Source organism: Pseudomonas sp. BSw22131 (assembly GCF_026810445.1).
GTDB classification, from domain to species: Bacteria; Pseudomonadota; Gammaproteobacteria; order Pseudomonadales; family Pseudomonadaceae; genus Aquipseudomonas; species Aquipseudomonas huanghezhanensis.
In genome coordinates, this window is sequence record NZ_CP113949.1 from 2,340,289 (window position 1) to 2,352,165 (window position 11,877).

Genomic DNA, 11,877 nt, shown 5'->3' on the forward strand with positions numbered 1-11,877 from the left:
AGACAATCCCTTGTGTGCCGCGCCCGTGAGCAGTTCGCCCCTCGACAATCCGTTTTACTACCTTGAGAACTTCAAGCAGGTTCTCGAGTGGATCGCCCGACGTTACGACGATTTGCTGGACGAGCATGAGCGTGCCTTCATCCGCCATTTTGCGCAGTTGCCACAGCCTTCGCAGGCGCTGCTGGTGCGTATGGTGATGCGCAAGGGCACATTGTTCCGCGCCAGTAAGCTGGACTACCCCGAAATCGGCGATGTCCGCCTTGCGGTCCTGCCATTGCTGGAATGCGCCTGGGTCGATTCGCGACCTGCGCTGGACCTCAACGAGTTGTTCCAGCTGCTGCGCAAGGTCGAACTCACGACCTGCTTCAAGGACCACGGCGTCAGATCTAGCGAGAAGAAAGCGGATTTGCTGGAGCGCTTGCTGCCGCATTACCCCCATTCCCAGGCGCTGGAGCATTGGTTCACCGAATTCGACGAGGTGGTTTTCAGTCTGCAGGTCATGCCCGTCTGTGACCGGGTCCGGCTGCTGTACTTCGGCAATCTCTATCAGGAGTGGTCGGAGTTCGTGCTCGCGGACCTGGGCATCTACCGCTATGAAAAGGTCGAGTTTTCGGCTGATTCGAGGGCGATCAACGAACGGATCGATATCGACGTCTGCATTGAGTTGCATGCGTGCCGCCAGGCGCTGGACGAAGGCCTGGCGCTTGAACACCTGGCCCGGCGCGCACTGGACATCACGACGGGCAATGCCTGGTTGTCAATGCGACGTTCCAAGCTGTTGTTCCAGATCGGTCAGCAGGCCGAGCGCGAACAGGATTGGCCGTTGGCGCTGAGCGTTTACGCGCGATCGAATTACCCTGGCGCACGCGTGCGCAGGATTCGGGTGCTTGAGCGCAGCGAGGACTATGTGTCCGCCATGGCGCTCTTGCAGGATGCGCAGGCCGCGCCGGAAAACGACGCCGAAACCCAGCACGTGTCGAGGGTTTATCCTCGTTTGCTGCGCAAGCTTGGGGGCCCGGTGACCAAGCGCAAGCCTGCACGGGCCGTGGAACGACTTGACCTGAGTGTGGCGCCGCGTGCGGATTCCAGCGTCGAGCGGATGATCCAGCAACATCTGACGCAAGAAGGCGGCGAGGTGCACTACGTCGAAAATGCGCTGATCAACTCACTGTTTGGCTTGCTCTGCTGGCCAGCGATCTTTGCGCCGCTGCCGGGAGCGTTCTTTCACCCGTTCCACAGCGGGCCCAGTGATCTTTACAGCCCGGACTTTTACCAGCGGCGTGCGCAGCAGTTCGATGAATGCCTGGCACTGCTGGAGAGTGATTGCTACAAAACGGTGATTCTGGAGCGGTTCGCGAGCAAGTTCGGCCTGCAATCGCCGTTCGTGTTCTGGGGCGCCTTGACCCCCGAGTTGCTGGAGCAAGCGCTGGGTTGCCTGCCGGCAGCGCATTTGCGGCACTGGTTTCTCCGGCTGTTGCAGGACATCAAGGCCAACCGCACGGGTATGCCTGATTTGATTCAGTTCTACCCGCAGCAGCGGCGTTATCGAATGATAGAAGTCAAAGGACCGGGTGACCGCTTGCAGGACAACCAGCTGCGCTGGCTGGACTTTTGCGCCGAGCATGGCATGCCGGTGGTGGTCTGTTATGTGCAGTGGGCACCTGAGGACGTTCATTCCGTCCTCAGGGTTTGACCTTTTTGGGCACCTGCGGCAGCGGCGCGAACAGCGCTTCGATGTCGTCATCCCTGAGTTTCCAGTCACCGGCCACCCGGCCGTCCAGCACGCCTGCGGCCAGCGCTGACTTCTCCTGCTGCAAGTGCTGAATTTTCTCCTCCACGGTGCCTCTCGCGATCATTTTGTAGACGAACACCGGCTTTTCCTGGCCGATTCGATACGCGCGGTCGGTGGCCTGGTTTTCTGCGGCGGGGTTCCACCACGGGTCGTAGTGAATCACCGTGTCGGCGGCGGTCAGGTTCAGCCCCGTGCCACCGGCCTTGAGGCTGATCAGGAAAATCGACTGCTTGCCGCTCTGGAAATCCTGCACGGGCGTGCGGCGATCCTTGGTGGCGCCGGTCAGCAGCGCATAGCCGATGTCGCGTTGCTCCAGCTCCGCCTGGATCAGGCTGAGCATCGAGGTGAATTGCGAGAACAGTAGAATCTTGCGGCCTTCCGCGAGCAGCTCCTCGACCATTTCCATCAGGCTTTGCAGCTTGGCGGAGCTGCCAAAACGGCCCGTGGTGGGCAAGCTTTTCACCAGACGCAGGTCGCAACACACCTGACGCAGCTTGAGCAGCGCTTCGAGAATGATGATCTGGCTGCGCGCCACGCCCTTGCGGCTGATCTCGTCGCGGACCTTCTTGTCCATCGCCAGACGAATGGTTTCGTAAACGTCACGTTGAGCGTCGTTGAGTTCGACCCAATGCACGATCTCCGTTTTGGGCGGCAACTCGGTCGCCACTTGCTCCTTGGTACGGCGCAACAGGAACGGTTTGATTCGCGCATTCAGGTGCTGCAGCCGATCCTCGTTGCCGAGTTTCTCGATGGGCGTGCGGTAATTGGAGTTGAATTCCTTGCTGTCGCCCAGCCAGCCCGGCATCAGAAAGTGGAATAGGGACCACAGTTCGCCCAGGTGATTTTCCAGCGGCGTGCCGCTCAGGCACAGCCGTTGGCGTGCGGTCAACGCGCGCGCTGCTTCGGCCGCCTTGCTCTTGGGGTTCTTGATGTATTGGGCTTCGTCGAGGATCAGCACGTGAAACAACTGCTTGCTGAGCAGGACTGCATCGCGCGGCAGCAGGGCGTAGGTGGTGAGGATCAGGTCGTAATCCTGCAGACTCTCGTAGTCCTGATGGCGATTGGCGCCATACAGGGCAAGCACCTTGAGCTGTGGCGTGAAGTGTTTTGCTTCATCGACCCAGTTCGGAATGAGGCTGGTCGGCATCACCGCCAAGGCGGGGCGGTCAAGGCGACCCGCCTGTTTTTCTACCAGCAAATGCGTCAGGGTTTGCAGGGTTTTGCCCAGGCCCATGTCATCCGCCAGCACGCCGCCCACTTCCAGTTCACGCAGCGCCTGCATCCAGTTCAAGCCTTCGAGCTGGTAGGGGCGCAACTTGGCGTTGAGGCCCTTGGGCAGCTTGACCTTGCTGTTTTTGAGGTTGGTCAGACGGTCGGCGAACTGACGCAGGCGATCGCCGCCTTCCCACACCAGCGGCATCTCTTCCAGGTGCGTGAGGCGGGTTGCGTCGGCGGTGTTCAGACGAATAGTGTCGTTGCCGTCCTCGCGCCAGTAGAAGTCGCCCAGGGTCGCCAGCACGGTTTTCAGCCGGCCGTAGGGCAGGGCAACGTGTATGGGTACACCGCCGCGCTGCGTGAAATGGTTGAGTTGCACCAGCAGTTGTTCGTCATCCCGACGGTTGGCAATGCCGTCGACGGTCATCAGCTCGGGATGGCTGCGCAGCAAGTTGATCAGGATTGGCAAGAGGCTGAGGCGTTCGCCGTTGACGATGATACCCAGCTCCAGGTCGAACCAGTCGCGCTCGGCTTCTTCGTCGACCACCGCATACCATTCATCCACCGGCGTAACGTCGAAACCAAAGTCGTCGGCCATCTCCACGTTCCATTGGAGGTCGCGCAATACCGGCAACTCGTCGAGTATGAAATGCAGCCAGGCCTTGTCGTTGGGCAGCTCGAACATTTCGCCCGCACTGTCGGGCAGCGCTTTGCTCTGGCGCGTGGCAATACGAAAACCAAGGTCGAGCAACTGTCGCCGAAACAGGGTTTCCAGCTCGGTGTCGCGCTTTATGCGCAGGGTTTCGTCGCTCAGATGACGCACGATATCGGTGGATCTGCCCGCGGGCACCGTCCCCGAGGTGTAGACATCGCCGTAGCCAAACGCCAAGGCGGCGCGGTGCTGAATGTGCCGCTGCATTTTGCCGTTGCGTGGCTCGTAGGCACTGAACTCGAAACTGGCCAGAGTCAGCCGGGGCGCGGGTTGCAGATTATCGATCAGCCGCTCCGCCACCGCTGGCTTGTCGTCGGCTTTGACCGCCGCCGGTGCCTGTTTGTCGAGGGCATCGAGCACGCCCGGCAGGGTGTCCGGCGCCTGGAGGAAAAACAGCGCCGCTGCACAGTGTTTGCAGTTGGTTCTGACAGGACAGGTGCATTTGGCGACGACGAAATTGCGCGTGCGGGCCGGGTCCTTGAATTGCAGGGTCTGGGTGTAAATTTCCAGGCTCGAACCCCGGCACACCGTGCGTACAAGATCGGGACTGAGGTGCTGCAGCATGACGCGTTTTTCCCGGGCGTATTTAAGCCCGCGCTCGACACTCTGCGCTTTGAATAACGGCTCCCATGGCGTGGCCAGGGCTTTTTCGAGGAGGGATGACACAGTTCGGGGTAGCCTTGTGCAACGCAATGCTTAAAGAGAAGACACCTTGATCAGCATGGCCAGACTGCCGTTGTCCATGTAGGTCAATTCACCATTTTTTACCCGGGTCGACTGTCGCATGCGCTCGCTGGTGATCAGTACGCCATGGGCATCGAGTTGGTTGACCCAGAAATTGGCGTCGATGTCGGTGAAGCGTGCCAGCGCCAGGCTGACCGTGCCTTCAATCGGGAAATGGCCAAACTGCTCCTGTCCGCTGCTCAGCGCGACCTTGTTCGGCGCCGCACTGAGATCCTGTTGCCAGGCTTTGTGCAGGAGCACTTTGTAGATGCCGCTGGCGTCCAGTTTGCTGGCCAACCCGTCCAGAGATGTCGAGCGCTGGTCTTCGGCGACCAGCCGGCGTGCGCCTTCGGCCCAGTTCTCCGGGGAGGGCTGGTTAGTGGCCGCAGGTTGATCGATCTGTCGAAACAGAATGACCTCAACCCCGAAGGTGCCATCGGCAAAAGCTGCCGGTGCAAACAGCATCAGCAGCAGGGTCAGCGAGCGAAACAAACGCATGATGCATCCTTCAAGCAGATTTCGGAGTCAGACGTTCAAACAGCGCTTCAAGGATATTGAAGCGCTCGTCAGGCCGTTCCATGGGCACCGAGAATTTGAACATTGTGGCGCCTTCGAATTTGTAACGGTTTGGCTGGCTCTGGATCAGCTTGATCAGCGTCAGCGGATCGACAGGTGTATCGGAGCCGAACTCGATGCGCCCGCCTTGAGGCCCGGCATCGACCTTTTTAATGCCCAGTTGCTCGGCCTTGAGTTTGAGCAAGGTCAGGCGCACCAGATTTTTGGTGGGTTCGGGCAACAGGCCGAAACGGTCGATCATCTCGACTTGCAGGTCTTTCAGGCCTTCTTCGTCGGCGGCGTTGGCGATGCGTTTGTAGAGGATCAGCCGGGTGTGCACGTCCGGCAGGTAAGCCTCGGGGATCAATGCCGGCAGACGCAGGTTGATTTCCGGCCCGCCGCCCAGCGGTTGATCCAGATTCGGCTGCTCACCCTTGCGAATGGCTTTGACCGCGCGCTCGAGCATTTCCATATACAGGGTAAAACCGACTGCCTGAATCTGCCCGCTCTGACCGTCGCCCAGTAGCTCGCCGGCACCACGGATTTCAAGGTCGTTGGTGGCCAGTACAAAGCCTGCGCCCAGGTCCTGGGTATTGGCGATGGCCTCCAGACGCTTTTGCGCATCCGGGGTAATTTGTTTGCGCGGCGGCGTCAGCAGGTAGGCGTAGGCCTGGTGGTGACTGCGTCCGACACGCCCGCGCAGTTGATGCAGTTGAGCGAGGCCGAATTTGTCGGCACGCTCGATGATGATGGTGTTGGCGCTTGGCACGTCAATGCCGGTTTCGATGATGGTCGAGGCGATCAGCACGTTGAACCGCTTGTGGTAGAAGTCGCTCATCACCTGTTCGAGATCACGTTCGTGCATCTGGCCGTGACCAATGCCAATACGGGCTTCGGGGACCAGTTCAGCGAGGTCGGCCGCGCATTTCTCGATCGTCTTGACGTCGTTGTGCAGGTAATACACCTGCCCGCCACGCAGCAATTCACGCAGCAGTGCTTCCTTGACCGTGGGTTTGTTCTGCTCCATGACGAAAGTGCGCACCGACAGACGACGCGCGGGCGGCGTGGCGATGATCGACAAGTCTCGCATTCCGGCGACGGCCATGTTCAGCGTGCGCGGAATAGGCGTGGCGGTCAGGGTCAGGATGTCGACTTCGCTGCGCAGCGCCTTTAGCTGTTCTTTCTGACGCACCCCGAAGCGATGCTCTTCGTCGATGATCACCAGGCCCAGGTTTTTGATCTTTACATCATCCTGCAGCAGCTTGTGTGTGCCGATGACGATGTCGATCTTGCCCTCGGCCAGATCGGCCACGGCGGCGTTGATTTCTTTGGCGGATTTGAACCGGCTCATGACTTCGACCGTCACTGGCCAGTCTGCGAAGCGGTCGCGGAAGCTGTTGTAGTGCTGCTGGGCGAGCAGGGTGGTTGGCACCAGAATCGCTACCTGACGCCCGCCGTGCACGGCAATGAAGGCCGCGCGCATCGCCACTTCGGTCTTGCCGAAGCCCACGTCGCCGCAGACCAGCCGGTCCATCGGCTTGGGCGCGAGCATGTCGGCCCTAACGGCATCAATGGTGGTTTGCTGATCGGGAGTTTCTTCGAACGGGAAGCCCGCGCTGAACGTGTCGTAATCGAGCTTCGGATCGGCGAACGCGTAGCCTTCGCGCGCCGCGCGACGGGCGTAGATGTCGAGCAGTTCGGCGGCGACGTCTCGCACCTGTTCGGCGGCCTTGCGCTTGGCTTTCTGCCAGGTTTCAGAGCCCAGGCGGTGCAACGGCGCGAGGGCATCGTCGCTGCCGGTATAGCGTGCGATCAGGTGCAGGTTGGCAACCGGCACATACAGCTTGGCTTCTTCTGCATAAAGCAGCATCAGGAATTCGGCGACCTGATTCTCGACTTCCAGCGTCGCCAGCCCCAGGTAACGGCCGACGCCATGGTCGATGTGCACCACTGGCGCGCCTTCGCGCAGCTCGGTCAGGTTTTTGATGACCGCATCGGCGCTGTGGCCGTCGGCGCGTTTCTCGCGGCGCCGGCGCTGCATGACCCGTTGGCCGAACAGCGGGCTTTCGGCGATCAGCGCCAGGGCCGGGTTTTCTAGCAACAGGCCCTCGTCCAGCGGCGCGATGGTGATACTCAGGCGCTCTTTGCTGTCGACGAAGTCTTGCCAGCTGTCCACGGTTTTCGGGCGCAGCTTGAGGCGTTCAAGGAGTTCGAGCAGCACTTCGCGGCGGCCGGCGGACTCTGCGGTAAACAGCACGCGCCCCGCGAACTCATCGAGGAAAGCGGCCAGGGCACCCAGCGGTTGAGGTGCTTTTGCGTCAATTGCCAGGTTAGGCAGCGTGGCGGCCGGGAAGCGGTCACGGCCGGCGCCGGTGTCGATATCGTCCTGGCTGACCACCACGCGCGGCCAGGTTCTCAGGCGGGCAAAGCAATCTTCGACCGGCAAAAACAGTTCCGCAGGCGGGAGCAACGGACGTTCCGGATCGTGGCGACGCTCTTCGTAACGGTTGCGAACGTCGTTCCAGAAGGTGTCTGCCGCCTGCTCGATGCCGGGCATGGAGAACACTTGGGTGTCCTGCGGCAGGTAGTCGAAAAGGGTCGAGGTTTCTTCAAAGAACAGCGGCAGGTAGTACTCGATACCGGCGGGGGTAATCCCGCTGCTCAAGTCCTGAAAGATGGTGTTTCGGCGGAAGTCGACGTCGAAGCGTTCACGAAAGCGCGCCTTGAAACCGGTAACGGCTTCTTTTTGAAGCGGGAACTCCTTGGCCGGCAACAGGCGCACGGAGTCTACTTTCTCGATGGAGCGCTGGGTTTCCGGCTCGAAGGTGCGCAGGGTTTCGATTTCGTCGTCGAACAGGTCGATCCTGTAGGGCAGTTTGCTGCCCATCGGGAACAGGTCGATCAACGCGCCGCGTACCGTGAACTCGCCGTGCTCGTACACCGTGTCGACGTAACGGTAGCCGGTGGCTTCGAGACGACTGCGCATGAGTTCCAGGTCGAGTTTCTGCCCTACGTCCAGCACCAGGCTGCTGCCCAGCAGGAACTGGGTAGGGGCAAGGCGGTGCAGGGCGGTGGTGATCGGTACAACCAGCACGCCATGGACCAGCTCCGGCAGCCGGTACAGGCTGGCAATGCGCTGGGAGATGATGTCCTGATGCGGCGAGAACAGGTCGTAAGGCAGGGTTTCCCAATCCGGGAAGTGCAGCACCGGCAGGTCGGGCGCGAAAAATTTCAGCTCTTGCTCCAGCCGCTCGGCACTTTGGCTGTCGGCGGTCAGCAGCAGGGTGAAACGTTTCGCCGCGCTGGCGGCCTCGGCAATCGCCAGGCTCTGAGCGGCACCGGGCAGATTTCCCCAGTGGGTTTTGCCTGCGGCAGCAGGAAGTTTCGGTAGGCGCAGGACGGGCACGGAAGATAAAGCTCCAGGCGTTGCGGCAGGGGCGGGGATTGTAACTAAAGAAGGAATCGGCTGTCAGTTTTACGACCGCAAAATTGTACCCGGTATTTATGTAGTGCTCTGCGAGCTGACAGCCGCGCATTGCTCATAAACAAAGGCGCGGTCATAATGTAGCCCCTTTTTTCAGCCCCTACATGTGGAAGGTTCCCGTGACTCAGAAGCCCGACCAGTGTCTTGGTGAATGGATTGATCGTGAGGCCCTCGCCGAGGCGATGATCCCTCTTATCGGTCAGCTCTACCGCAATAACAATGTGGTGAGTTCGATCTATGGCCGCAGCCTGATCAACCGTTCAGTGATCGCGATACTCAAAGCTCACCGCTTTGCCCGTCATCGTCAATCCGACGCTTGCGAATTATCCGTACACGAGACGTTCCCGCTCATCAAAGCGATGAGCGAGCTTAAACTGGGCGCCGCTTCGGTCGATCTGGGCAAGCTGGCGGTCAAGTTCAAGGCCCAAGGCAATGGTCGTACCGCCGAGCAGTTCGTGCGGGAAGAAATGGCGGACATCGTCGGCAAGCAAGGCACCGGGCCACGCAAGGGGACTGATGTCGTGCTTTACGGTTTCGGCCGTATCGGGCGTTTGCTGGCACGCATCCTGATCGAGAAAACCGGTGGCGGCGACGGTCTGCGTCTGCGAGCAATCGTGGTGCGTAAAGGCGCTGAAAATGATCTGGTCAAGCGCGCCAGCCTGTTGCGTCGTGACTCGGTGCATGGTCCGTTTGACGGCACCATCACTATCGATGAAGCCAACAGCACGATCACCGCCAACGGCAACCTGATTCAGGTGATCTACGCCAAGAACCCCGCCGAAGTCGATTACACCCAGTACGGCATCAAAGATGCGCTGTTGGTGGACAACACAGGTGTGTGGCGTGATGCAGACGGTCTTGGCCAGCACTTGCAGTGCCCCGGCATCGACCGCGTGGTGCTGACCGCTCCGGGCAAGGGCAAGCTGAAGAACATCGTTCACGGTATCAACCACCAGCAAATCACCGATGACGACAAAATCGTTTCGGCGGCGTCCTGCACCACCAACGCCATCGTGCCGGTGCTCAAGGCGATCAACGACAAGTTCGGCATCGTCAACGGTCACGTCGAAACGGTTCACTCGTACACCAACGACCAGAACCTGATCGACAACTTCCACAAGGGCGATCGTCGTGGCCGCAGCGCCGCACTGAACATGGTCATCACCGAAACCGGTGCTGCCACGGCTGCCGCCAAAGCGCTGCCTGAGCTGGCCGGCAAGCTGACCGGCAACGCGATTCGCGTACCGACGCCGAACGTGTCGATGGCGATTCTCAACCTCAATCTCGAAAACGCTACCACCCGCGAAGAAGTCAACGAGTACCTGCGTTACATGGCGCTGCACTCTGATCTGCACAAGCAGATTGACTTCGTGAACTCCCTGGAAGTGGTATCGACCGACTTCGTTGGCTCGCGTCACGCCGGCGTGGTCGATGCCGAAGCCACCATCTGCAACGATAACCGTGTCGTGCTGTACGTCTGGTACGACAACGAATTCGGTTACAGCTGCCAGGTTGTGCGCGTGATGGAAGACATGGCCGGGGTCAACCCGCCAGCGTTTCCGGCCTGAATAGTACAGGCAGCTTCAAGCGGTAAGCTTCAAGCCGCAAGCTGAGGCAACACCCAGACGCCCCGACAAGTTCGGGGCGTTTTTGTTGGTGGGAGCGGCAGAGGGCGTTTGCGAGTGTGCGGCAACGATCAGACCTCGTGAAGCCGCGAACCTAGCCGCTTACGGAGGCTGCCGAGGTACCTTTGTAGGAGTTGACGAGCCAGGGCGAGGCCGCGATGGGGCGCGCAGCGGCCCCAAAACCAAACACCCGAGTTATTCCTGAAACACCGCATGCGCAGGATTCACTGCCGGTGCCCGGCAGCTTCGCGGGCAAGCCTCGCAACAGTTCGCGGGTAAGTCTGGGTGCTTGCGACCCGTCGCAACCGGATGGTTCGCAAAGCACTAACAAAAACGCCCCGAACTCAGTCGGGGCGTTTTTGATTTTCTACTTACTTAAAGCTCCGTGTGTGCAGCTCATCACTGCGCCACGGCAGCCCCGTGCACGTGGCTCTGACCTTTGCGGAACAGCACCAGCGTCGCAATCAGGCCCAGCACGGCCGCACCGCTCAGCCAAAGGCCGGGCGCTGCTTTGTTATCCAGCACGTGGATCAGGTAGGTACAGGCTGCAGGCGTGAAGCCACCGAAAGTGGCGGTCGCCAGGCTGTAGGCCAGCGAGAAGCCGGTAGTGCGGACTTCAACCGGCATGATTTCGGTTAGCGAGACCACCATGGCGCCGTTGTAGGAGCCATACAGGAACGACAACCACAACTCGACCATCAACAAATTGCCGAAGCTTGGGTTTGCAGTCAGCCAGGAAAGTGCCGGGTAAGCCGTCACGATGGCCAGGATGGTCGCGCCCAGTAACAGCGGTTTACGACCGATCTTGTCCGAAAACGCACCCATCACCGGCAGCCAGATGAAGTTCGAGATGCCGACGCAAACGGTCACCAGCAACGCGTCGAGGTCTGACAGGTGCAACTCGTTCTTGCCAAAGGTCGGTGTGTAGGCAGTGATCAGATAGAACGAAACAGTCGTCATGACCACCAGCGCCATGCCGGCGATCACGATGCCGAAGTTCTGGCCGATCGACTTCACCACTTCACCCATGGTGGGGCGGTGTTTTAGAGCACGAGCCTCGAACTCAGGGGTTTCTTCCAGGGAGCGACGAATGACGAAGATCACCGGCACGATCAGGCAGCCAATCAGGAATGGTACACGCCAGCCCCATTGACTCATGTCTTCAGGGCTCAGCCAGTGGTTGAGGGCAACGCCCAGCAAACCGGCGAACACGACGGCGGCCTGCTGACTTGCCGACTGCCAGCTGACGAAGAAGCCTTTGCGTCCTGGAGTAGCAATCTCTGCCAGATACACCGAAACACCACCCAGCTCGACACCTGCCGAGAAGCCCTGCAGCAAGCGGCCAACCAGCACGATCAGCGGCGCCGCGACGCCCAAGGTCGCGTAGCCCGGCACACAGGCAATCAACACAGTCCCCATGGCCATCATCGCCAAGGTGATGACCAAGCCTTTTTTACGACCGTGACGGTCGATATAAGCGCCGAGGAAGATCGCGCCCAGCGGACGCATCAAAAAGCCAGCGCCGAAGGTCGCCAGCGAGAGCATTAGCGAGGCGAACTCGCTGTCGGCAGGGAAGAAGGTTTTGGCAATGGCCGTGGCGTAAAAGCCATAGACCATAAAATCGAACATTTCAAGAAAGTTGCCGCTGACAACGCGAAATATCGCTTTGCCTTTGCCTGTGGTCGAGGCCATTGAAATTACTCACTTAGGCTGTCTAGCTGGGGGGATACGTTGTATTTATGCGTCCTCTCTGGTCAGGCCGTGCTTGGTC

At 60.0% G+C, this 11,877-nt stretch carries 6 protein-coding genes; 2 read left to right on the forward strand and 4 right to left on the reverse strand.

Annotated elements, in window-relative coordinates; all coding sequences use genetic code 11:
- The first annotated feature begins 25 nt into the window (after positions 1–25).
- Positions 26–1,693, forward strand: a complete 1,668-nt coding sequence (locus tag OYW20_RS10545; RefSeq protein WP_268800625.1) for a VRR-NUC domain-containing protein — start codon at positions 26–28, stop codon at positions 1,691–1,693.
- On the opposite strand, the gene OYW20_RS10550 is transcribed toward OYW20_RS10545, so the two are convergent.
- Genes OYW20_RS10550 through mfd form a run of 3 tightly spaced genes read right to left on the reverse strand, consistent with a single transcriptional unit; the run spans position 1,683 to position 8,403 of the window.
- Complete coding sequence (locus tag OYW20_RS10550) at positions 1,683–4,385, reverse strand: DEAD/DEAH box helicase (protein ID WP_268800626.1); 2,703 nt, start codon at positions 4,383–4,385, stop codon at positions 1,683–1,685. The two genes, OYW20_RS10545 and OYW20_RS10550, sit on opposite strands and share 11 nt — an antisense overlap.
- A gap of 30 nt (positions 4,386–4,415) precedes the next feature.
- Complete coding sequence (locus tag OYW20_RS10555; protein ID WP_268800627.1) at positions 4,416–4,940, reverse strand: CsiV family protein; 525 nt, start codon at positions 4,938–4,940, stop codon at positions 4,416–4,418.
- 10 nt (positions 4,941–4,950) lie between these two features.
- Positions 4,951–8,403 (reverse strand): transcription-repair coupling factor, encoded by a 3,453-nt coding sequence (gene mfd / locus OYW20_RS10560; protein ID WP_268800628.1) that lies wholly within the window; start codon positions 8,401–8,403, stop codon positions 4,951–4,953.
- Positions 8,404–8,585: 182 nt separating this feature from the next.
- Here mfd and OYW20_RS10565 point away from each other — a divergent pair, with 182 nt between their 5' ends.
- A complete protein-coding gene (locus OYW20_RS10565) occupies positions 8,586–10,049 on the forward strand; it encodes a glyceraldehyde-3-phosphate dehydrogenase (RefSeq protein WP_268800629.1) in 1,464 nt (487 codons plus the stop codon).
- 456 nt (positions 10,050–10,505) lie between these two features.
- Here the strand turns inward: OYW20_RS10565 and tcuC are convergent, their stop codons facing one another.
- Positions 10,506–11,798, reverse strand: a complete 1,293-nt coding sequence (tcuC, locus tag OYW20_RS10570; protein WP_268800630.1) for an MFS transporter — start codon at positions 11,796–11,798, stop codon at positions 10,506–10,508.
- Between the last annotated feature and the right edge of the window lie 79 nt (positions 11,799–11,877).

Excerpts from the sequence above, each read along its gene's own strand:
- OYW20_RS10565 (WP_268800629.1), top strand. The coding sequence starts at position 8,586 with ATGTGGAAGGTTCCCGTGACTCAGAAGCCCGACCAGTGTCTTGGTGAA.
- OYW20_RS10555 (WP_268800627.1), bottom strand. The coding sequence starts at position 4,940 with ATGCGTTTGTTTCGCTCGCTGACCCTGCTGCTGATGCTGTTTGCACCG.
- tcuC (WP_268800630.1), bottom strand. The coding sequence starts at position 11,798 with ATGGCCTCGACCACAGGCAAAGGCAAAGCGATATTTCGCGTTGTCAGC.